Origin of the sequence: Streptomyces sp. R302 (assembly GCF_012927245.1) — a bacterium.
GTDB lineage: Bacteria > Actinomycetota > Actinomycetes > Streptomycetales > Streptomycetaceae > Streptomyces.
The window spans coordinates 116701-138869 of record NZ_JABBGE010000005.1 but is presented as its reverse complement, the minus strand read 5'-3'; the positions used below and the strand labels follow the sequence as shown (position 1 = coordinate 138869).

Annotated in this window: 18 protein-coding genes; 5 read left to right on the top strand and 13 right to left on the bottom strand. The window is 74.5% G+C overall.

The features are described from left to right. Positions 1-83: 83 nt before the first annotated feature. The 7 genes from HHL19_RS16940 to HHL19_RS16910 all read right to left on the bottom strand — a co-directional run bounded on the left by HHL19_RS16940 (position 84) and on the right by HHL19_RS16910 (position 8342). A complete protein-coding gene (locus HHL19_RS16940) occupies positions 84-1598 on the bottom strand; it encodes a glycoside hydrolase family 32 protein (protein ID WP_169090413.1) in 1515 nt (504 codons plus the stop codon). Beyond that, the gene (locus HHL19_RS16935; RefSeq protein ID WP_169090411.1) at positions 1595-2602 is read right to left on the bottom strand and encodes an ATP-binding cassette domain-containing protein; all 1008 of its coding nucleotides are present in this window, start codon (positions 2600-2602) and stop codon (positions 1595-1597) included. The genes HHL19_RS16940 and HHL19_RS16935 overlap by 4 nt, the downstream gene beginning before the upstream one ends. Beyond that, positions 2599-3546 carry an ABC transporter ATP-binding protein gene (locus HHL19_RS16930; protein ID WP_169090409.1) on the bottom strand — a complete coding sequence of 316 codons (948 nt, stop codon included), beginning with the start codon at positions 3544-3546 and terminating at the stop codon, positions 2599-2601. The genes HHL19_RS16935 and HHL19_RS16930 overlap by 4 nt, the downstream gene beginning before the upstream one ends. Continuing rightward, positions 3543-4475 (bottom strand): ABC transporter permease, encoded by a 933-nt coding sequence (locus HHL19_RS16925; RefSeq protein WP_169090406.1) that lies wholly within the window; start codon positions 4473-4475, stop codon positions 3543-3545. The genes HHL19_RS16930 and HHL19_RS16925 overlap by 4 nt, the downstream gene beginning before the upstream one ends. A gap of 16 nt (positions 4476-4491) precedes the next feature. Next, positions 4492-5469, bottom strand: coding sequence for an ABC transporter permease (locus HHL19_RS16920; RefSeq protein WP_169090404.1), 978 nt, complete (start codon positions 5467-5469; stop codon positions 4492-4494). A gap of 87 nt (positions 5470-5556) precedes the next feature. Then, positions 5557-7251: an ABC transporter substrate-binding protein gene (locus HHL19_RS16915; RefSeq protein WP_169090402.1), complete on the bottom strand. Its 1695-nt coding sequence runs from the start codon at positions 7249-7251 to the stop codon at positions 5557-5559. Between the two features lie 74 nt (positions 7252-7325). Further along, the gene (locus HHL19_RS16910; protein WP_346768439.1) at positions 7326-8342 is read right to left on the bottom strand and encodes a LacI family DNA-binding transcriptional regulator; all 1017 of its coding nucleotides are present in this window, start codon (positions 8340-8342) and stop codon (positions 7326-7328) included. Positions 8343-8547: 205 nt separating this feature from the next. On the opposite strand from HHL19_RS16910, the gene HHL19_RS16905 reads away from it, so the two are divergent. Beyond that, positions 8548-9132, top strand: coding sequence for a YdeI/OmpD-associated family protein (locus HHL19_RS16905; RefSeq protein ID WP_346768440.1), 585 nt, complete (start codon positions 8548-8550; stop codon positions 9130-9132). 75 nt (positions 9133-9207) lie between these two features. Here HHL19_RS16905 and HHL19_RS16900 read toward each other — a convergent pair whose 3' ends face one another. Together HHL19_RS16900 and HHL19_RS16895 are read right to left on the bottom strand one after the other, a co-directional pair. Then, the gene (locus tag HHL19_RS16900) at positions 9208-9708 is read right to left on the bottom strand and encodes a GNAT family N-acetyltransferase (RefSeq protein WP_240981649.1); all 501 of its coding nucleotides are present in this window, start codon (positions 9706-9708) and stop codon (positions 9208-9210) included. Between the two features lie 3 nt (positions 9709-9711). Further along, on the bottom strand, positions 9712-10404 hold the full coding sequence (locus HHL19_RS16895; RefSeq protein ID WP_240981648.1) for a TetR/AcrR family transcriptional regulator: 693 nt from the start codon (positions 10402-10404) through the stop codon (positions 9712-9714). 117 nt (positions 10405-10521) lie between these two features. Between HHL19_RS16895 and HHL19_RS16890 the strand changes: the two genes are divergently transcribed. After that, positions 10522-11559 carry a hypothetical protein gene (locus HHL19_RS16890; protein WP_169090400.1) on the top strand — a complete coding sequence of 346 codons (1038 nt, stop codon included), beginning with the start codon at positions 10522-10524 and terminating at the stop codon, positions 11557-11559. A 7-nt stretch (positions 11560-11566) separates the two neighbouring features. Here HHL19_RS16890 and HHL19_RS16885 read toward each other — a convergent pair whose 3' ends face one another. Both HHL19_RS16885 and HHL19_RS16880 read right to left on the bottom strand, forming a co-directional pair. After that, the gene (locus HHL19_RS16885) at positions 11567-12763 is read right to left on the bottom strand and encodes a pyridoxal-phosphate dependent enzyme (RefSeq protein ID WP_169090398.1); all 1197 of its coding nucleotides are present in this window, start codon (positions 12761-12763) and stop codon (positions 11567-11569) included. A gap of 28 nt (positions 12764-12791) precedes the next feature. Beyond that, positions 12792-14342 carry a HEAT repeat domain-containing protein gene (locus HHL19_RS16880; RefSeq protein WP_206325284.1) on the bottom strand — a complete coding sequence of 517 codons (1551 nt, stop codon included), beginning with the start codon at positions 14340-14342 and terminating at the stop codon, positions 12792-12794. Positions 14343-14576: 234 nt separating this feature from the next. Between HHL19_RS16880 and HHL19_RS16875 the strand changes: the two genes are divergently transcribed. Next, positions 14577-14891, top strand: coding sequence for a hypothetical protein (locus HHL19_RS16875; protein WP_169090396.1), 315 nt, complete (start codon positions 14577-14579; stop codon positions 14889-14891). A gap of 5 nt (positions 14892-14896) precedes the next feature. Here the strand turns inward: HHL19_RS16875 and HHL19_RS37295 are convergent, their stop codons facing one another. After that, entirely contained in the window at positions 14897-17455 is a 2559-nt protein-coding gene (locus tag HHL19_RS37295) for a hypothetical protein (protein WP_240981647.1), read from the bottom strand. A 178-nt stretch (positions 17456-17633) separates the two neighbouring features. Here HHL19_RS37295 and HHL19_RS16865 point away from each other — a divergent pair, with 178 nt between their 5' ends. Then, a complete protein-coding gene (locus HHL19_RS16865; protein ID WP_169090394.1) occupies positions 17634-19157 on the top strand; it encodes a SpoIIE family protein phosphatase in 1524 nt (507 codons plus the stop codon). A gap of 111 nt (positions 19158-19268) precedes the next feature. Here the strand turns inward: HHL19_RS16865 and HHL19_RS16860 are convergent, their stop codons facing one another. Continuing rightward, positions 19269-20759, bottom strand: coding sequence for a hypothetical protein (locus HHL19_RS16860; RefSeq protein ID WP_169090392.1), 1491 nt, complete (start codon positions 20757-20759; stop codon positions 19269-19271). A gap of 235 nt (positions 20760-20994) precedes the next feature. On the opposite strand from HHL19_RS16860, the gene HHL19_RS16855 reads away from it, so the two are divergent. Then, positions 20995-22131, top strand: coding sequence for an aminoglycoside phosphotransferase family protein (locus HHL19_RS16855; RefSeq protein WP_169090390.1), 1137 nt, complete (start codon positions 20995-20997; stop codon positions 22129-22131). The last annotated feature ends 38 nt before the right edge of the window (positions 22132-22169 follow it).

Here is a 22169-nt window from a genome sequence, read left to right as displayed (position 1 = left end):
CCTCGGCGGTGGGTGGCGCGTGAGGACGACAGGGACGGGGAGCGCGCGGCACGGACGGCCGCGCGCTCCCGGGGAGGGGCCGGTCAGGGCCAGAGGGCGCGGGGCGCGGTGAAGACCGGGGCCATGTGCCAGGCGTCCAGGCGGTGGACGCGGGCCTCGCCGGTGGCGGTCAGGGAGACGCCGACGGCCTCGTCGGGGCGGGTCGGGTAGACGCGGGAGGCGAGGGCGCGGCCGCCGGCGAAGACCTCCAGGGCCGAGTGGTCGACGAGGACGCGGAGTTCGACGGTGCCGTCCTCGTCGAGGGGCACCTCCCCGGAGCGGGGGGTGGTGTCGGTGTCCGGGTCGAGGCTGCTCGCCTCGCGGCGCAGCCGCAGGACGGCGGTCGGGGCGGTGGTCTCCCTGGCGAGTTCGACGACGGTCCGTTCGGCGCCGTCGGGGGTCTCCCGGACCCCGAGGCGTACGGCGGCGCCCGGGGCGAGGCGCAGAGCGGCCTCCAAGTCGAGCTGGTCGCCCCGGATCGCGTCCAGGGCGGCCTCGGGGTCGGGGCCCGGGGTGAAGGGGCCGACGGCGACGTGGTCGCGGCGGAGCCGGGCCAGTTCGGGGACGGGGGCCTGGTGGAGGGCGCCGTCGGCGCCGAGGGTGACGAGGCGGGGCAGGGACATGACGCCGGACCAGCCGGCGCGGGCGGTGGCGTCCTCGCCCCGGCCCTCCTGGAGCCAGCCGAACAGGATGCGGCGGCCGGCGGCGTCGCGGGTCGACTGGGGGGCGTAGAAGTGGTTCTGCCCGTAGTCGAGCCGGTGCAGGGCGGTGGGGGTGAAGCGGTCGCCCTCGTACCGTCCGGTCCAGTACAGCGGGTGGTGGGTGGTGCCCTCGTCCCAGGCGGAGAAGGCGAGGACGTCCGTCCCGTCCACCCGGAAGAGGTCGACGCACTCCCACATGGTGCCGGTCCAGTCGGGGTCGCCGGAGCGGCCGTCACGCGCGTCGCCGGTGAGGAGGGGACCGGCGTACCGCCAGGTGCGCAGGTCCTCGGAGTCGTACAGGAGCGCCGTGCCGCCCCGGCCTCGGATGCCGGAGCCGACGAGCTGGCGCCAGCGGCCGTCCTCCTTCCAGACGCAGTGGTCGCGGTAGGCGGTGAGGTCGAGGCCCTCGGGCGGGGCGGCGATCACGGGGTTGCCGGGGTCCTTGGTCCAGTGGCGGAGGTCGGGGCTTCCGGTGGCCACGCAGGGCAGTTCGCGGTCGCCGTGGCGGCCCGAGTAGACGAGGGTGGGGATCCCGCCGTCGTCGACGAGGACGCCGGACCAGCAGCCGTCGCGGTCGGGCCCTGTGGCGCCGGGGACGAGGGCGACGGGCTCGTCGGTCCAGGTGACGAGGTCGGTGGAGGTGGCGTGGCCCCAGTGGATGCGGTGGTGGGCGGGGGCGAGCGGGTTGTACTGGTAGAAGAGGTGGAAGACGCCGTTCCAGTGGGTGAGCCCGTTGGGGTCGTTGAGCCAGCCGCCGGGTGCGGTGAAGTGGTAGCGGGGGCGGTGCGGGTCGCGGAAGGCGCGCTCGGCGAGGTCCTCCGCGAGCGGCTGCGGCGCGGTGATCAGGTCGTGGGTCATGCGGCGGTGGTCTCGGCTTCCGGGGTGTCCGTGCCCGTCAGGACGCGGTGGGCGAGCTCGCGGGCGGGGGCGTAGAGGTGGCAGCGCACCCAGTGCGGCTGCCCCTGGTCCTCGCCGACGACGTGGCGTACGGGGAGGGTCGCGCTGCACGTGCCGTCGTCGTACGGGCAGGACACGGGGTCGAGCACGGCGGCCCGCAGGCGGGCGCGTTCGGCCTTGTCGTAGCCGGTGCGCCGGTCGGGGTCGGGGACGGCGGAGAGCAGCAGCCGGGTGTAGGGGTGGGCGGGGGCGTCCATGACGGCCAGCGCGTCGCCGCCCTCGACGAGTTCGCCGGCGAACATGACGGCGGTGGTGTCGGCGAGGTAGCGCGCGGAGCCCAGGTCGTGGGTGATGTACAGCAGGGACAGCGCGCGTTCGTCGCGGAGCCGGCGCATCAGGTTGAGGACTCCGACGCGGACGGAGACGTCGAGCATCGAGGTGGGTTCGTCGGCAAGCAGGACGCGCGGGCCGACGGCGAGCGCGCGGGCGATGGCGACCCGCTGGCGCTGGCCGCCGGAGAGTTCGTGCGGGTGGGCGTCGAGGTGGTCGGCGGGGAGGCCGACCTCGGCCATCAGCTCGGCGAGCCTGCCCCGGTCGGCCCGGTGGCCGTGGAGGAGGAGGGCGCGGGTGAGGAAGTGCTCGACGCGGTGGACGGGGTTGAGGGAGCCGAAGGGGTCCTGGAAGACCATCTGGACGGAGCCCCGGTAGGCGCGGCTCGCCCGGCGGCGTTCGGTGCGCAGGACGTCCTCGCCGTCGAGGAGGAGCTGCCCGGCGGTGGGCCGTTCGAGGCGGGAGACGCAGCGGGCGATGGTGGACTTGCCGCTGCCGGACTCGCCGACGAGGGCGGTGATACGGCCCCGGTCGAGGTCGAGGTCGACGCCGTTCACGGCGCGGACGCGGCGGCGGGAGAAGACGGAGCCCACCTGGAAGTCCTTGGTGAGGCCCCGGATCCGGAGGAGTGTCATGCGGTGGCGCCTTCGGTGAGGGCGGCCCAGTGGCCGGGGGCGAGCTCGCGCAGGTCCGGGATGTTGCCGGAGCAGTCGGAGCGGTCGGCGGGGCAGGCGAGGTGGAAGCCGCAGCTGTCGGCGGTGCGCGGGGCGTCGAAGAGGCCGGTGAGCGTGGCGCGGGGGCCGGTGAGCGGCGGGAAGGCGCGCATCAGCGCCTCGGTGTAGGGGTGCCGGGGGTGGGCGAAGAGGTCCCGGGCGGGGGCGAGTTCGACGATCCGGCCGCCGTACATGACGCCCATGCGGTGGGACATCTCGACCATGAGGGACATGTCGTGGGTGATGAAGAGGACCGAGAAGCCGAGTTCGCGCCGGAGTTCGGCGATCTGGGCCATGATCTCCTGCTGGACGACGACGTCGAGGGCGGTCGTCGGTTCGTCCATGATGAGGAGCCTGGGGCGCAGGGCGACGGCCATGGCGATGACGACGCGCTGGCGCATGCCGCCGGAGAGCTGGTGGGGGTAGGCGCGGAGCCGGTCGGGGCTGATGCCGACGAGCCCGAGGAGTTCGCCGGCGCGGTCGCGGGCGGCCCTCTTCCGCAGCTTCTCGTGGGTGGTGAAGATGTCGGCGATCTGTTCGCCGACGGTGAGGACGGGGTTGAGGGAGTTCATCGCGGACTGGAAGACCATGGCGATCTCGCGCCAGCGGAAGGCGCGCAGCTCGCGTTCGTCCATGGCGAGGACGTCGCGGCCCTGGAAGAGGACGCGGCCCGCGGTGATCTCGGCGGGTTCCTTGAGGAGCCGCATGACGGCGTTGGCGAGGGTGGACTTGCCGCAGCCGGACTCTCCGGCGAGGCCGAAGACCTCGCCGGCGCCGATGGTGAAGGAGACGTCGTCGGCGCCGACGACGGTGCGGCCCTCGCTCCGGTACGCGACCGTGAGGCCCTGGACGTCGAGGACGTTCACTGCTGCTCCTTCCGGCGGGACCGGCGCCGGGACCGCAGGCGCGGGTTGGTGATCTCGTCGACGGCGTAGTTGACGAGGGCGAGGGCGAAGGCGACGAGCGCGACGCAGAGGCCGGAGGGGGCGAAGGCCCACCAGGCGCCGGTCATGAGGGCGCCGTCGTTGCCCGCCCAGTAGAGGTTGGTGCCCCAGCTGACGACCGAGGAGTCGCCGAGGCCGAGGAACTCCAGTCCTGCCTGGGCGCCGATGCCGAAGACGACACAGCCGAGGACGGTGGTCATCACCACGGAGGCCATGTTGGGGAGGATCTCCCGGAACATGATCCGCAGCGGTCGTTCGCCGGTGACGACGGCGGCGGCCACGAAGTCCTTGCCGCGGATGGAGGCGGCCTGGGCGCGCAGCACCCGGGCGGAGCCGGCCCAGCCGGTGACGGTGAGGACGAGGACGACGGTGGTCGTGCCGGGCGGCAGGAAGGCCGCGAGGATGACGAGGAGCGGCAGTCCGGGCAGCAGCAGGAAGACGTTGGTGACGAGGGTGAGGACGTCGTCGACGAGCCGGCCGAGGTAGGCGGAGGCCAGGCCGACGAGGAGGGCGACGAGGGTGGCGGCGAGCCCCACGGTGAAGCCGACCAGCATCGAGGTGCGGGTGCCCCACAGGGTGAGGGCGAGGACGTCCTGTCCCTTGGCGGTGGTGCCGAGCCAGTGGTCCGCGGAGGGCGGGGTGGCGCCGGAGTCGCCGATGAGCGAGGGGTCGCCGGGGGCGAGGACGGGGGCGAGCAGGCCGAGGAGGGCGAAGCCGGCGAGGAGGGCGAGCCCGGTGCGGGCCTTGCGGTCGGCGAGGACCCGGTGCGGCAGGCCCCGGCGGGCGTGCGGACGCGCGGGCGCCGGGGCGGCGGTGGGCGCGGTGGCTCTCCGGGTGTCGAGGACGGACATGGTGGCGGCTCCTTCCTCAGCGGACGCGGACGCGCGGGTCGAGGCGGACGTGGACGAGGTCGACGACGAGGTTGGCGAGCAGGACGGCCGCGGTGAGGGTGAGGAAGATGCCCTGCATCAGCGGGTAGTCGAGGGCCTGGACGGAGTTGAGGAGCTGGTAGCCGATGCCGGGGTAGGCGAAGACGACCTCGGTGAGGAGGGCGCCGCCGACCATGAAGCCGAGCGCCATGCCGAAGTTGGTGACGGAGGGCAGGAGCGCGTTGCGGGCCGCGTACCGGAGCATGATCCGGGCGGGGCTGAGCCCCTTCGCCTCGGCCATGGTGATGTAGTCCTCGGCGGTGGTGGCGATCATCGTGTTGCGCATGCCGAGCATCCAGCCGCCGACGGAGACCAGCACGATGGTGAGGGCGGGCAGCACGAGGTGGGTGGCGACGTTGCCGAGGAAGGCGGCGTCGAGGCCGGGGACGAGCCCGGCGTCGTACGCGTGCCGCAGCGGGAACCAGCCGAGGGTGACGCCGAAGAGGTACAGGGCGCCCATCGCCAGCCAGAAGTACGGGAACGAGCCCACGAAGATCAGCAGTGGCGGGAACGCCGAGTCGAGGATCCCGCCGCGCCGCCAGGCGGCCAGCACCCCGAGGAGGTTGCCGACGACGGCGGCGACCATGAGGGCGGTGCCGCCGAGGAGGAGGGTCCAGCCGATCTGGGAGCCGATGACCTCGGAGACGGGGGTCGGGAAGCGGGAGAGGGAGATGCCGAGGTCGCCGGTGGCGACCTGGTGGAGGTAGTCGACGTACTGGCGCCACAGGGCCCGTTCGTCGAGACCGAAGAGTTTCCGGAGCTGGGCTATCTGCTCGGGCCGCATCGTCCCCTGGGCCTGGGCGAACATGCGGGAGACGGGGTCTCCGGGCATGAGGCGCGGCAGCAGGAAGTTCAGGGTGACGGAGGCCCAGAAGGCGAGGAGATAGAACCCCAGGTTGCGCAGGACGAGACGCACTGCTCGTTCCTCCCTGGTGAGGTACGGGGCGGGGGCGGCCTCCCGGCCGCATCGGCGGACGATGGACGAACGGCCGCCCCCGCGGGCTTACTTGCCCGTGACGGGCCGGAGGGAGGTGAGCACCAGGACGGTGGTCACGGACCGGTTGGAGAGCGTCGCGTACGGGTTCTCCTCCGTCGGCCAGCCGGTGAAGCGGCGGTCGGTGTACGCGCCCCACTCGGGTCCGGGGAAGAGCGGGACGACGGGGGCGTCGGCGGCGAACAGCCGCTGCAGCTCGGCGGCCTTGGCCTTCTGGGTCGCGGCGTCGCCGGCGGCGAAGGCGTCGATGAGGGCGTCCGCCTTCGGGTCGCCGAAGCGGTGGTAGTTCTCGGTGGCCTTCTCGCCGACGGGCTTGACGGTGCTCCGGGACATGGCGCCCCGGTAGAACTCGTACGGGGTGGCGCCGTTGCCGCTCCACACGATGCCGCTGTCGAAGGAGCCGTCCTCGTAGGAGGAGACGACGGCGGACCAGTCGGGGGACTTCACGGTGGCGGTGACGCCGACCTCGGCGAGGTTCTGCTTGATGATGTTGGCGACCGAGATCCAGTCGGAGGAGGCGGAGCCGACGGAGATGTCGAAGGCGAGCGGCCTGCCGTCCTCGCGGGTCCGCTTGCCGTCCTTCAGCGGATATCCGGCCGCGTCGAGGGCGGAGGCGGCGGCCTTCGGGTCGTACGCCGTCCAGTCGCAGGAGGCGGCGACGGCGGCGTCGCGCCAGGCGTCGTAGCCGTTCGAGAGGCCGGTGCAGTCGGCGGGCTCGGTGTAGCCGTTCATGGCGACCTCGGCGATCTTCGCCCGGTCGACGGCGCGGCTGAGGGCCTTGCGGAGGGCGGGGTCGTCGAAGGGGGCCTTGGCGGTGTTGAGCTGCCAGTTGATCATCGCGCCGGTGGTGGGGAACCAGTAGTGGTTCTTCTCCGGGTCCTTCGCGACGAAGGACTTCTCGATCTCCGGGACGAAGGACTGCGTCCAGTCGACCTCGCCGTTGGTGAAGGCGAGGTTGGCGCTGTCGTTGCCGGAGAAGGCGAGCATCCTGATGCCGGCGATCCGCTGCTTCGCGGGCTGCCAGTACGCGGGGTTCGCGCGGAGCTCGTACGACTGGGCCTGGAAGGCGGCGACCTGGGTGTAGGGGCCGGTGCCGACGGGGGTGGCGTTCACGTCCTTCGCCGGGTCCGCGATCTTCGACCAGATGTGCTTCGGTGTGACGAAGTGGCCGCCGATCTCGTACAGGGCGGGCGAGAACGGCTTGGAGAGGTGGAAGGTGACCTTCGCCGGGGTGTCGGCGGTGACCTTCGTCAGGTAGTCGAAACCGCCGAGGAGCTTCTTCTGGAGCGCGAAGGTGTGGACGACGTCCTCGGCGGTGAACGGCACGCCGTCGGACCACTTCACGCCCTCGCGGAGCACGAAGGTGACGGACCTGCCGTCGGCGGCCCGGGACCAGGAGGTGGCCAGCCAGGGGGTGTCCTTGCCGTCGGCCGGGTTGTGGATCATCAGCGGCTCGTAGACCGCCTCGCGGGTCATCGGAGCGGCCTTGGGCGAGTACGGATTGAAGTTCCGGGTGAAGGTGCCCATGTCCTCGCGCGGGATCGTGAGCAGCTGCCTGCCGGAGGTGTCCTGGGCGCCGGTGGCGCCGGCGCCGCCGGAACAGCCGGTCAGCAGGAGCGCGGTCGCGGCGCAGGCCGCGAGCAGGGCGGGGCGGACGGGGCGGAACCTTCGTGGAGATCGCCCACGGACGGGGGAGGGTGCCATAATGGTGGCTCTTTCCTCTCTTCAACACACCAGACGAAGACGGGACGAGATGACTCGACGGGCCTGATTCGCGGTCAGACCGACGAGCGTTCGAGCAGCGGACAGTCGACCGTCACCCTGCGGGTGGCGAGCGGCTGTCCCGCTGCGAGGGCGGCCAGCATCTCCACGCCCCTGGCGCCCATCTCCTCGAAGGGGAGGGCGAGGGTGGTCAGCTTGGGCCGCAGATAGGCGGCGATGAGTTCCTGGTTGTCGTAGCCCACCACGGCCACGTCGTCCGGGATGCGCAGCCCGCGTTCCTTGATGGCGTCGTACGCGCCCATCGCCATCCGGTCGTTGGCGCAGAAGAGCGCGGTGGGCCGGTCGGCGCGGTCGAGCAGTTCGCAGGCGGCGGCATAGCCGCCGTCGGCGGTCGCGTGGCCGGAGACGACCAGCGCGGGATCGAGCGGGAGACCGGCCTCGCGCAGCGCCCGCTCGTACCCCTCGCGGCGGCCGACGGCGGCCGGGATGGCGGGGTCGAGGTTGATCAGGCCGATGCGTTCGTGGCCGGCGTCGACGAGGCGCCGGGCGGCACGGTGGCCGCCGGTGACCTCGTCGGGCACCACGGAGGGCAGCTCGCCCTCCGCGTCGTAGCAGTTGACGAGGACCGTGGGGACCTCGCGGGCGGCGCGCGGGAGGGTGACGGCGCGGTGCCAGGTCGTGGCGTAGAGCAGTCCCTCCACCCGCTGCTCCAGGAGTTTGTCGAGGGCGGCGGCCTCCTGGGCCGGGTCGCCCTCGCTGGCGGCGATCAGCAGGAACTTGCGGTCGAGCCAGGCGCGGTCCTGGGCGCCCTTGATGACGTCGACCGCGAAGGGGGCGGTGACGATCTCGGTGATCAGGCCGTACCACTCGCTGCGCTGGGCGGCGAGCGCGCGGGCACCCGCGTTGGGCCGGTAGCCGAGCTCCTCGATGGCGGCGAGGATCCGGCGCCGGGTCTCGTCCGGGATCGCCGCGCCGGGCCGGTCGTTCAGGACGAAGGACACGGCGGTGCGCGAGACGCCGGCCCGCCGGGCCACATCGCTCATGGTGACGCTGCGTCCGCTGTTGGCCGCCACGGTGACCCCTCCCTGCCTTTCGCGGCCCCCCGGCCGGAACTGATCAGTTACGCGCTTTAGTAACGCGCGTTAGTACGACGTTGCACGCAAGTTACGGCCGATCTCCGATCAGTGTCAATATCTTGTGCGAGGCGCGTGCGAGACGTGGCGAGTCACGTGCCACTCACATGCGGGACACGTGCGGGACACCGGGGAAGGGGACGCCGTGGAAACGGTCGGTACGGACGAAGGGCTCGAGGTCCTCGCCTTCGACGGCGGCGGCGACCTGGAGGAGTGGCTGGCGGCGCACCACGGCGACACGGCGGGCATCTGGATGCTCCTCGGCCGCAAGGGCGGCGGCCTGCCCTCGCCGACGGCCGACGAGATCCTCGACGCGACGCTGGCGTACGGCTGGATCACCGGCAAGCGCAAGGCCCGCGACGAGCGCTCGTACCTCCAGAAGATCACCCCGCGCCGCCCCCGCAGCCTCTGGTCCCAGGTCAACGTCCGCCAGGTCGAGCACCTGCTCGCCGCCGGCCGGATGCGCGAACCGGGCCTGGCCGAGGTGCGGGCGGCACGGGCGGACGGCCGCTGGGCGGCGGCGTACCCCTCCCAGAAGGACGCGACGGTCCCCGACGACCTGGCGACCGCCCTCGCGTCCCGCCCGGAGGCGGCCCGAGCCTTCGAGGCCCTGGGGAAGACGGACCGCTACCTGGTGATCCTCGGCCTGTGGCAGGCGAGGACGGCGAAGACCCGGGCGGCCAGGATCGAGCGGGCGGTGACCCGCCTCGCGGAGGGAGGCAGGCCGTAGGGCCTGTCCGGCGGATCACGGCCGGGACCACGGGGGAGGCCGTACGGGGCGGGCGGACCCTGGCCGCCGTCCCGCTCAGGCGCGGCGGCGGTAGAGGACCTGGCGGGCGTCCCACTCCACGAAGGAGTCGGCGTGCTCCAGGCCGACGGCCGCCAGGAGGCGGCGGGAGCGGTGGTTCTCCTCCTGGGTGACGGCGACGACGCTCGGCGCGGTCTCCAGGACCCGGGCGACGACCGCGGCCACCGCCTCGCGGCCGTAACCGCTCCCCCAGTGCTCGGGCAGGAACTGGTACGACACCTCGGTCTCGCCCCCGCGTCCGGCCGCCTCCACGGTGACGAGGCCGAGCAGCACGCCGTCCTCGGCCCGCACCACGGCATGGCAGCCGGGCGCACCGACGATCCGGCGCTGCCGGATCCGCACGACGGAGTCGATGACCGGCCCGCCGAGGTGACGCCGCACCTCCGGATCGGTCCAGAGCCGGGTCACGGCGGGGAGATCCGCGCTCCGCACGGGCCGCAGCTCCAGCCGCTCGGTGCGGAGCACGGCGGCGGGGGGTCGGGGCGGCGAGACGGTCATACGTCAGATCATCGCAGGAGGCGGGGCGGGTCGGCCGCGGTCCGGCCCTCGTCCCGTCCGGCCCTCATCCGGTCCGGCGGGGCCGCGGCCGCGGACCAGCGGGAGGTAGACCTCGTCGACGATCTCGACGAGGACGTCGTCGGGGGCGCTGGGCACGCCCCGCACCACGAACTCGTTGCGCAGCAGGACGAGGGCGACGGTGGCGACCCGGGGGTGCAGCGCCTCGGGGGCGGCCTCGCCGCGGGCGACGGCCCGCCCGAGGACGGTGAGCCACGGGGCGGCGGCCGCCTCGCCGGACTGGTCCTGGAGCCCGGCGAGGAACTCGGCGGCCCCGCCGGCCGCGGCGAGGAGTTCCCGCAGGACGGCCCCGAGCGGTGAGCTCCAGTGCCGGTCGGCCTGCCGGAGCAGCTCCAGGGCGTCGCCGCGGAGCGTGCCGGTGTCGGGGACGGGCGCGGTGGTGGCGAGGCGCTTGTACGCGGCGGTGCCGAGGGCCAGGCGGTGGGGCCAGCGGCGGTAGAGGGCGTTCTTGTTGGTCCCGGCGCGGGCGGCGACCTTGTCCATGGTCATGCCGGCGAAGCCGGACTCGGTGAGCTCGCGGGCGGCCGCGTCGAGGATCGCGTCCTCCAGGGCGGCGCCCCGCCGTCGGGTCCGCGCGGGCTCCGCCCGCCGCTCCCCACCTGCCGCGTCCCGCGCCATGACCACCCCTCACTCCGGTACGAGCCGTACCTCCCCATCCTCCTTGCCGGGCCGGCCCCACGCCAATTAAGGTACGGTGAGTACCTTAAAAATCGACCGCCGACGCGGGAGTGGACCATGCGCGCCAGAGGCATCAGCTACGACACGGGCTTCGTGAAGCACGGAAGGAACGCCCGCCGCGCGTTCGAGCCGGAGACCGTCCGGCGGGAGCTGGAGATCATCCGGGACGACCTGCACTGCACGGCGGTCCGGGTGATGAGCGGCGACCCCGACCGGATCGAGCTGGCGGCCGGGTACGCGGCCGAGCTGGGACTGGAGGTCTGGTGCTCCCCGTACCCGCTCGAAGAGAGCGAGGCCGACATGCTCGCGCTCTTCGCGGACTGCGCCGCACGCGCGGAAGGGCTGCGGCGCCGCGGCGCCGAGGTCGTCTTCGTGACGGGCGCCGAACTGAGCCTGATGAACCCGGGATTCCTGCCCGGCGCCGACACCGACGAGCGGGTGCAGCTGCTCCGCCGCCCGGACGAGCTGCGGGCGGCGCTCGCCGGCGCGCGGGCCCGGGTGAACGCCTTCCTGGCCGAGGCGGCGGCGGTCGTCCGCGCGCGCTTCGGCGGCCCGGTCACCTACGCCTCCGCCCCCCTCGAAGCCGTCGACTGGACGCCCTTCGACCTGGTCTCCGTGGACGTGTACCGCTCGGCGGAGATCGCCGACGGCTTCGCCGAGGGCGTCCGCGCCATGATCGAGGCCGCCGACGGCAAGCCGGTGGCGATCGCCGAGTTCGGCGCGGCCTGCTACCGCGGCGCGGGCGACCGGGGCGCGCTCGGCCTGGAGGTCGTCGAGTACGACGAGACGGGCCCGGTCCGGCTGACCGGGGCGTACGAGCGGGACGAGGAGGGCCAGGCCGCGTACGTCCGCGAACTCCTCGCCGTCTTCGACGCGGCGGGCGTCGACACGACCTTCGTCTTCACCTTCGCCCTCCACGACCACGTCCACCGCCCCGACGGCGACCCGACCGCGGACCTGGACCTGGCGAGCTACGGAGTGGTGAAGGTGTACGAGGACCGGAAGGGCACCCGCTACCCGGAGCTGCCGTGGGAGCCGAAGGCCGCGTTCGACGCGGTGGCGGAGTACCACCGCGAGGCGGCACAAGCCTCCTGACGTCCTCTCACCTCTCCAGCAGAGCCCGTACGGCTTCCCAGTCGGCGCCCATCGGCGCGACCGCCGCCCGCCCCGTGGCCACGTCCTTGTACCCGCTGGAGGTGACGACACAGACGACGGGCCCGTCCTCGCCCACCGGGTCGGGCCCGTGCGCACGCAGCCCGGCGAGCCCGGCGGCGGCCGACACCTCGCACCAGAGCCCCTGCGCGGACAACTCCTCACGGGCCGCCGCGAGCTGATCCTCCGTCACCGTGCGGGCGGAGCCACCGGTGCGCCGGACCGCGAGGACCCCGCGGTAGCTGTTCACCTCGCAGTCGATGGCGTACGCGGCGGTCGGCCCGACGGGCACGCGGACGGCGGGCCGGCCGGTCCGCAGGGCCTCGGTGAGCGCACCCGAGGCGGCCGGCTCGACGCCGTACATCCGGGGCACGGCGTCCGTCACACCCAGCCGGGCCAGCTCCTGGAACCCCTTCGCCACACCGAAGAGCAACTCGCCGTATCCGGTGGGCACATGGACGGCGACAGGGGCCCTCCCCAGTGCGAGCGCGATCTCATACGCGATGGTCTTGTACCCCTCCGGGCCGAACGGGTGCCCGGTGTGCGCGGAGTCCGTGACGCTGCTGACCGACTGGTAGCCCAGCTCGTCGACGATCCGCCGCATCAGGGGCCGTACGGAGGCGTACGGGACGGTCAGCACGGTCGCGCCGTAGGCCCTCAGGTGGGAGGCGACGGCGGGCGGCGCGTCCGGCGAGGTGAACACGGCACACGGCAGCCCCGCACGGGCCGCGTACGCGGCGGCCGCCGCCCCGTGGTTGCCCGACGAGGACACGACGATCCCCCGCGCCCCGGAGGCGACGGCGGCGCTCACCGCCACCCGGTTCAGCCGGTCCTTGTGGCTCCACGTCGGGTTCCGCGACTCGTCCTTCGCCCACACCCCGTCGGCCAGCTCCACCAGCGGCGTGTTCCCCTCTCCCAGCCCCGGCGCGGCCAGCGGCGGCAGCAGGGGCGCCCACCGCTCCAGGCCGTGCGCCGCGGGCCGGTCGAACAGGTCCGCCGGCACGGCGTCGTAGTCGTAGTCCACCTCCAGCGGGTACGCGACCTCCCCTGTCGACGTCACCGGGCACCCGGCGGTCAGCGGCGGCCACAGCGGGTGGCGCACGGACGGATCGGCGAGCGACCGCTGGGCACGGGCGAGAGACGTCACGAGGAACCTTCCTGCGGGAGCGGGGACTTCAGGGCCGGGAGGGGAGGGATCGTGCAGGGAGGTGTTGGGCGGGGAGGGATCGGGCGGGGCGCGGCAGGCCCGCCAGGTCGAGCAGTTCGTGGAGGCGGGCGGCGGGCAGGTTCGGGTTGGCCGCCGCGCCTTCCGCCGTCGCGGGGTCGTCGAGAAGCGCCGCGAGGGTGTCCTCGTCGCGCAGGGCCGGGGCGGCGGCGGTCGCCCGGCGCACCCGCTCGTCGGGATCCGCGAGCAGCTGTACGGGCGCCTGTTCCAGGGTCGGATCGGCGGCGGCGAAGGCGCGGACCTCCGGATCGTCGTGGCCGAGGAGGTGCTGGAGGCCGGTCCGGGGCAGTCGGGGCAGGGTCAGCAGGTGCCGGCGCTGCTCGGGGCGCTCGACGAAGGTGTCGAGGACGGCCTCGGGCGGCGCCAGCGGGTGACGGCAGGCGAGCCGGTGCCGCACCTCGGGGTCGGGGTCCACGGCCAGCCGCCCGACCAGCTCGGCGGGCAGGGCGGCGTAGCTCGCGGCGACCCGGCGGAGGATCACGTGCGCGGACACGGCGCACTCCGCGAACCAGCTCGTGGCGGGCTCGCCGGGCACCTCGCCGATCGGACCGTCGTCCTCCGCGCCGCCCAGCCAGTCGATGGCGTCGCGCTCGACCCAGGTGCGGGGCAGCGGGTGCAGCACGGCCCGTGTCCGTACGGACTCGTCCGGGTCCTCGGCCAGTTCCGCCAGGAGGGCGGCGTCCACGTCCGCTCTGGCCGCCACGCGTTCCCGTACCCGGGGGTCCGGGTCGCGGGCGAGGCGGACGACGGTGTGGAACGGCGTGTGGGGGTTCTGCGCCAGCGACCGGAGGTCGCGCCCGGCGGCGAGGCACGCCTCGGCCACGGCGTCGGTGACGGGGAGGTTGACGAGCAGGTGCGTCCGGCCGTGACAGTCCCGCTCCGGGAGATCGGCCTCCATCGCGACGGGGTCCAGCTCCCTCGTCCGTGCGGCGGCCGCCGCACGCACGGCCGCGTCCGGATCGGCCAGCACGGCCGCGCGCTCTGCCGGGCCGAGCCCGTGCCACATGTCGCTCACGCCCATGCGCCGGAGCTCGGGACGGGGGTGCTCGTGCAGCGTGCGCCAGAAGGACAGCGGGATCTGCCCCGAGGAGAGCAGCTCACCGGCGACCTCGGCGGCCGTGACCTTCGCGTCCTCCCCCGCCTCCTCCGCCGTCAGAAGGGCTTCGAGGACGGCGTCCGGCAGGGGCGGAACCTTGCGGAGACGCGGACGGGGGCCGCCGGCGAGGTCCGCGCGCACGAGGCCGGAAGGGTCGCGCACCAGCCTCCCCCGCTGGGCGGGGTCGACGTGGGGATTACGGGCGAACGCGCGGCGGACGGCCCGATCCGGGTGCGTGACCACCGCGTCCACGACGTCCTCGGGCAGGTCCCGCCCCTCGCAGAGGGCCGGCCAGACGGACCGCGCGGCGGGGTCGAGCAGGCGTACCAGGGCATCGGCCGGGGCGGCGGGGTTGGCGGCGACCCCCCGGAGCCAGGCGTCCGGGAGGGAGGGAGAGGACGGCATCCGATCATCCTGTCAGGCCGCGGCACGGCGTCGGTAGCCTGGCCTCGACGATGACGTGAAGGGGACACGACGGGGGAACGAGTGGGACGACGAACCATCCGACGGGCCGCGGGCACAGCGACGTTCCTGGATCTTCTCCGGAGCCCGGGCCGGCTGTTCGACACGGTCGCGGGAAGGAATGAGGGCCGCGCCGAGGCCGATGTGGCGGCGCTGCGCGAAGGCGAGGGGCGCGAAGTGTCCGCGTTCGTACGGGACGGGCGACGCTTCCGGCAAGGGTCGCTGGTCCTCGACCCCGGCGCGGGGTCACCGGTGGTGTGGCGGCCGTATCGGTTCCCCGGCCGGCGCGGCGGTGCCGTCGCGCTGACCGGCCCGTTCCACGTCCACGGGGTGGGGCCGGTCACCGGCCCGGGGAGCCTGGCGGTCGACCGGGGCGTCTTCCGTCTGCTCTCCGTCGACGCGGCCGACCGGTACTGGGAACTCGCCGTCCCCGCCGTCGACGTGCCGCTCGTCCGCGCGGCGCTGCACCTGTCCCGGGTGACTGGGGCGTAGCCGCGTCAGCGGGTGTGCATGCGACGGCGGAGCGCCTCCAGGGCGCCGGGGCGGCGGCCGGGGACGCGGCGGCGGAGCGCCAGGAGGGTGGGGCCGAGGGCGCGGGCGCGGGCCGGATCCGTGATCTGCTCCCACTGGTGGTGTGCCCGGTCCACCGCGCCCTCGACGTCCCGGTCATCGGGCTGCTGGCGCAGCCCGAGCCGCGCCTCGGCGACCGCGAGCCACAGCTCGCAGCTACGGGCCGGCTCGCCCGCCAGCCGGGCGAGGTCCGCCCGCACCTCCATCCAGTGCACCGCCTCGGCCGACCGCGGCCCGAACCGCCGCAGCGCGTCCCGCTCCCACGCGGCCGCCATCTCCGCGGCCTCGGCGTGCCGCCCGGCCATCGCGGCCGACAGGATCGCGGGATGCGGATCGTGCGGAACCGGCTCCGCCTGCCCGTACCCGGCCCGCCGCGGATCCACGACCCCGGCAGGAACGACCGGCGGTGCCGCAGGCATCGGCGGAATGCCCCGCCCGGACACCGCCCCCGCCGTCTGCCCACGCCCCCCGGACGGCACCAACTTCATGGTCCCGCGCGCCCCTTCGCCCTCGTCGGCGACCGACGGAGCGGGAGCGGGGGCAGGCACGGACGGGGGTACGGGCGCGGCCCCGGGCTGGGGTTCGCCACCCGACGCGGGCACGGGCGCGGCCTCGGGCTCGGGATCGCCACCCGACGCGGGAACGGGCGCGGCCCCGGGCCCGGGTTCGCCACCCGACCCGGACACAGGCCCGGCCCCGGGCGTGATGTCGGGAGCAGAGTCGCCGCCCTCCGGCGCGGCCGAAGCCGATGAGGGGGAAACGGCTACGGCCCCGACCCCGGGCTGGGGTTCGCCACCGGACGCGGGAACGGGCGCGGCCCCGGGCCCGGGTTCGCCACCCGACCCGGACACAGGCCCGGCCCCGGGCGTGATGTCGGGAGCAGAGTCGCCGCCCTCCGGCGCGGCCGAAGCCGCTGAGGGGGACGAGGGTGCGGCCCCGACCCCGGGCTGGGGTTCGCCACCGGACGCGGGAACGGGCGCGGCCCCGGGCTCGGGCTCGGGTTCCCCACCCGACCCGGACACGGGCCCGGCCCCGGGCGTGATGTCGGGAGCAGAGCCGCCGCCCTCCGGCGCGGCCGAAGCCGCTGAGGGGGACACGGCTACGGCCCCGGCCTCGGACGGGGAGCCAGACGCGAGCTCTGCCTCAGGCTCGTCCTTCGCCGCAGCCGCAGGCCCGACCCTGGGCTTGAACGTGGACGTGGACGTGGACGTCGGCGCCGCGGCCACGGGCGTGGGCACGACGTCGCCCTCGGCTGTGGTCTCCCCCGCCGCCACGGCCGCCGGCCCGGCCTCGGAGGCCGGATCCCCGCCCACCGGCTCCGCCTGTGCCAGAGGTACTGGCACCGGCGCGGGCTCGGTCCGGTCCTCGGGTTCGGCCGGGGGTGCGACCGTGGCCACCGGGCCCTCGGCGACCGCGGGAGCCGGCGCGGGCGGAGCCGCCGTGTAGCCCTCGGGGAGGGACGGCAGCGGGGTCGGGGCCGGGGGCCCCGCCGGGACGGGGACGTCCGCCGGTCCAGGAACCCGGAACGCTTCCGCAGCAGGCGCGCGTACGGGCCCCGTTCCGGGCACGAGCGGCGCGGCCGCGGCATCCGGCACGGGAACGGGCCCCGCCTCGGGCGCCGAAGCCGGCACGGGGTTGGGTACGCGTGCGGGCGCGGGCGCCGCCACAGGAGCCGGTGCAGAAGCAGCCGCAGGAACGGCGGTCGGCGCGGGTGCGGGTGCGGGACCCGTAGCCGGGGCAGCCGTCCGGTCCGGCACCGCACCCGGCCCCGCCCCGCGCCCCCACTCCCCCGCCTGCGCCTGGTGTCCGGCCGCCGGCAGGAACAGCGACTGCGGCGACTGTGTTCGGGCGGCCGCCTCCGTGTGGAGGACGGAGAAGGGGGCGCGGGTGCCGGCGCGCCACTGGTCGGCCCAGGCGCGGAGGTAGTCGGGGGTGGCGCGTTCGCCTCGGCGCGGGGGCGGGGCGACGCGGGCGTACAGGGTCGGGGACGGGTTCAGGTGGAGCAGGTCCTGGCCGGTGCCGAGGCGGGTCCAGGCCTCCGGGTCGGCGACCAGGTCGGCCACGACCGTCGTCGGTCCCGCCGCCGCCGCCTCCGCGAGCCAGTGCCACGGGAAGGCCGTGTAGCGCAGGGCCGCCGTCGTGCTGCGGGCCAGCGCGAGGTGGGGCAGCTGCTGGCGGCGGTCGAGGTGGAGCTGGCCCGCGAGGTAGACGACGAGCGGGCCGGGGCTCTGCGCGGCGGCGCGCAGCCGGGTGAGGACGGTCTGCGGGTCGATGGGGTCGGCGAGTTCGACGAGCGTCGCGGTCGCCGTACCGGTGAGGACGCCGGGCGGCACCGCCGCCAGCGCGGGCAGCACGGACACCGCGTCCATGGCGCGGCCGCGCCCCGCCGGGGCCGCCGCGAGCAGCACCGCCGTGCCCGAAGTCACCGCCGCCTCCCCCGTGTCCGTACCCACCGCGCCCGCCGTACCGTTCACCTCGTCGCTCACCACACGTGCACCGTAACCCGTGGTGTCGGCCCCACCGACGGCCGGGCCTTTGGCATATGTCAGAAGCACCACCGGATCGAGTGTTGCCAAACCCCTTACGGGCACTCGCGCCCTGTGCCACAGTCATCCCTGGCCCTGTTTCCATTCGGGCCGCGCCGCGCCTGTATCGGAGTACGACATGCCGTCCCCACTCTTCGCGGACCGTCCCGCCCAGCCTCCCCAGCCGGATGCGGTGGACGCGCTGATCTCGCAGACGAGTCGTCTGCGCGGCGAGGTCGACGCGGTCCGCCGGGACGCCGCCGCTCACGACGACGACCCCCGGCAGCGCTGGCAGCGCGCCCTCTGCGATCTGGCGATGCATCAACTCGACGAGCTGCGCGCTCAGTTCGGACAACTGCGCGACGGCACACCGGCGGTGACACAGTCGGGGACGGCACAGCCGAGGGTGGCGCAGCCCGCGGCCGACCCGGCCGACCTTCCCCCCTCGGACGACGCCTCCGTCTTCGACGGCTCGTTCACGAGCGACGCCGGCGCCGCCTACGGCGAGGCCCCCGTCTCCACCGGCTCGCTCCTCACCCGCGTCGGCAGCGCCGAGTGGAACCTCCTCACCGACGAGGTCAGCTGGTCCGACGAGCTGTTCCAGATCTTCGGACGCGCGCGCGAGCGGGGCCCCATGTCCCTGGACGAGATGCCGACGATGGTGCTCCCCGAGGACCAGCCGCGGCTCCAGGCCATGGTGACGGACTGTCTGATCGACGGGAAGCCGATCGACGGCGAGTTCCGCATCGTCCGCACCGACGCCGTCGTCCGCACCGTGCACATGACCGGCGAGCCGGTGCTCGACGCCGACGGCTGCACGGCCTCCATGTGGGCCGTCCTCAGGGACGTCAGCGAACTGCGGCGCAGCGAGCGGGCCGTCCGGGAGAGCCGGGACAGCCTGGAGCACAGCCGCCGCGTCGAGCGCACCGAGCGGCGGGTCGCGGTCGAGCTCCAGGAGGCGGTCCTCCCGCCCTGGCGCGGCTCGCTCCGCTTCGCCCACGACGGCCCCGCCCCGCTCGACGTCGCCGGGCACTACCTCCCGGCCGCCTCCACCGACCTGATCGGCGGCGACTGGTACGACGCGCTGACCCTGCCCTGCGGCGACGCCCTGCTCACCGTCGGCGACCTCACCGGCCACGGCGTGGCGGCGACGTCCTCGATGGCGATGCTGCTCGGCGCGCTGCGCGGCATGGCCGTGGCCGGCATCCGGCCCGGCGCCCTGATGGGCCACCTGAACCAGCTCCTGGACAGCTCGGGCCAGCCCGCCCTCGGCAGCGCCATGTGCTGCCGCTACGACCCGGTGGCGCAGACCCTGACCTGGGCGCAGGCCGGACACCCCGCCCCGCTGCTGTTCCGCGGCGGGACGGGCCGTCCGCTGCGCCGCCCGGAGGGCATCCTCCTGGGGGCGACGCCCAGGGGCGCGTACGAGGAGACCGAGACCCGGCTCCACCCCGGCGACGTGCTGGTGCTCCACACCGACGGGCTGACCCGGACCCCGGGCGCCGTCGGTGACGAGGCCGGTCTCGCCCGGCTGCTCGCCCTCGCCCCCCGGTTCGCCGAGGCCCGCGACGCGCAGGAGTGCCTGCGGTCGGTCCTGGAGGAGTTCGGCGAGGAGGCCCGTGAGGACGACACCTGCCTGATGGTCGTCCGCGTCGGTTCCTGAGGCGGACCGGGGCCGCCGGCCCTTTCGCGCGCGACCTCGTCGACGGAGTCGACGGAGTCGACAGAGCCGCCCGCGTATGCGCGTACCGCCGCGCGGGTCCTGCCCCCGCCCTCAGATCCGGCCCGTTCTCGAGGCCTCCGGCGAGCGCGGCAGTTCGACCTCCAGCTCGGCGCGCAGGTCCTCGATCTTCGAGTAGCCCGCGTACTGGCCGGTGAGCCGGTACATCTCGCGCAGCCGGTGCCAGGTGCGGTGCGAGGAGGTCTCGCCCATGGAGATGAGGGCGAGCCGGGCGTAGCGGTCGGCCTGCTCGGGGTCGTCGGCGATGAAGCAGGCCGAGGCCATCGAGATGTGGTCGAAGAGCTTGGAGCGGTCGTGTCCGTCGCGCCTCAGGTCCAGGGCCAGCTTGGCGTGGTGCTGGGCGGTGGCCGCCGCCGCCGGGTCGTGCTCGGCGAGGGTGCGGTAGGCGAGGGCCTGCATGCCGTGCATGTCGGCCTCGTCGAAGCTCTGCATCCAGCTCGGCGTCTCCTCGTTCCGGTCGGAGACGAAGAGGTCCTCGGCCTCGCCCAGCGTGCGGCGCATCGCCTGCCCTCGGCCCATCGACGCCTGCGCCCACGCCTCGATGGTGTGGAACATGGCCTGGGTGCGCGGCAACAGCCGTTCCCCCGCACCGGACTTGGCCAGCTCCATCAGGTCGAGGGCGTCGTCGGGGCGGCCCAGGTGGACCATCTGCCGGGCCGCGCGGGAGAGCGCCTCGCCGGCGCGCGGCCGGTCGCCGCTCTCGCGGGCCGCGTGTGCGGCGATGAGGAAGTACCGCTGCGCGGTGGGTTCGAGGCCCACGTCGTGGGACATCCACCCGGCCAGGACGGCGAGGTTGGCGGCGACGTCCCACAACCGCCGCTGCAGGTGGTCGGCGTGGCGGTAGGCGAGCATGCCGCCGACCTCGTTGAGCTGGCCGACCACGGCCTTGCGCTGGAGGCCGCCGCCCCGGGAGGCGTCCCAGGCACGGAAGATCTTGACCGACTGCTCCAGGGCCTCGATCTCCTCGGAGCCGATGGGGGCGGCCTCGTAGCGGTCGAAGCCGGCGGGGTCGGCGTGGTACGGATCGGTGGCGCGGGGGGCCGCGGCGGGTCGGGACGGCTCGGTCCTGAGCCAGTCGTTCAGGGAGCTGTTGAGTGCGGATCCGGCGGTGAGCGCGATACCCGCGCCCATCAGGCCGCGTCGGTTGAGCATGAGGTCCATTCCCGTGAATTCGGTGAGGACCGCAGCCGTACGGTCGGGAGCCCAGGGCATTCCGTCAGGGTTCTCGTCCTTGTTCCTGACGGCCTGCCGCGTTCCGGCACGCCCGCGTCGTACGAACCCGAGGTCCTCGATGGTCACGACACGACCGAGTCGCTCGGTGAACAGGGCGGCCAGCACCCGGGGTACGGGATCGCGCGGGGTCTCGCCCCTGTCGATCCAGCGCCGCACCCGCGAGGTGTCGGTCGACAGCTGGGGGTGGCCCATGGCCGCCGCCTGCCGGTTGACCAGTCTCGCGAGTTCGCCCTTGGACCAGCCGGCGAGGCCGAAGAGGTCCGCCAGGCGGGTGTTGGTCTGTCCTGTCACGTCTAAGCCCCCAGGTTCTCGGCTGAGTTGACAGTAGCCCGCTGTCATAGGGCTGGCGACTATTCGCCATGGTTCGCCAGGGTGCGCTCGATGTTCCGCCACCCGCGCGCGGGTGTCAGGTAGGTATGCGCCACCCCGCCCCGTCGACCGGCCCTCATTTTCCCCAGGGTGCGGACCGGGGGCGGGCGGGGCGACGCACGCGATTCGTCGGCACACGAAGGGATCTGTCACCTCCATGTACACAGCATCGTCCTCCGTGTCCGCCCCGCCCCGGCCGGGGACCCGCCTGGTGCCGGCCGGGGCCGGACCGTACCTCACCCCCGCGCAGCGGTCGGTGCGTCCGCGGCCCTGGGCGGCCGGGACCGGCACCGGACCCGGTGCGCAGGTCAGCGGCAGGATCGACCTCTCCGGTCCGCAGGGGGCGCAGCTGAAGGTCGCCATCGCCTCGGTGCAGCGGATCTGCCCGGAGTTCAATCCGGTGCAGGTGCTGCGCCGCAGCGGCCGGTCCGTCCTGATCGTCGGGACCACCGGACGCATGACGGCGGTGGCGAAGTGTTTACTGGACCACTCCCCCGCGTGGGTCGAGCGGTTCCAGCACGAAATAGCTTCCTACCGTTCCTTCGTACGCCACCGTCCGCCGGTGCGCGCGCCGCGGCTCGTCGCGGCGGATCCGGAGAACGGCGTCCTGGTGATCGAGCGGATGCCCGGGCGGGCCGCGGCCCTCTCGCGCCACCCCGTGGAGGCCCCGCCGCGGGCCGACGTGCGGGCGGCGCTCGGGGCGATCGCCCGGCTGAACGCCTGGCGGCCGCCGGCCGGGACCTTCGACGCGCCGCTGGACTACGGCGCGCGGATCGCCCGCTACCACGAGCTGGGGCTGTTCACCGACCGCGACCGCGACGACCTGCAGTCGCTGCTGCACGGCCTGGCGCACGCCGGCGGCCGGCAGGGCATGGGGCAGTTCTGCCACGGTGACGCCCTGCTCTCCAACATCCTCCTCTCCCCCGCGGGTCCGGTCCTCGTCGACTGGGAGCACGCCGGCTGGTACCTCCCCGGCTACGACCTGGCGACCCTCTGGACGGTCCTCGGCGACGCGCCGCTGGCGCGCCGTCAGATCAGCCAGATGGCGCAGGCGCAGGGCCCGGCCGCCCGGGACGCCTTCCTGGTGAACCTGATGCTGGTGCTGACGCGGGAGATCCGTACGTACGAGACGGCCGTGCAGCGGACCATCAAGGAGGCCCCGCCGGCGGGCTCGGTGCCGATGGGCTCGGGGGCGCTGGCCCCCGGGGAGGAACAGCGGCTGCTGCTGAGGCGGCTGCACGACGACTGCGCCATGGCACGGCGGGCCTTGCGCGCGGCGGTGGGGACGCGCTGAGCGTCCCCACCGCGAGACGGGGGTGTGCGCCGCGCACC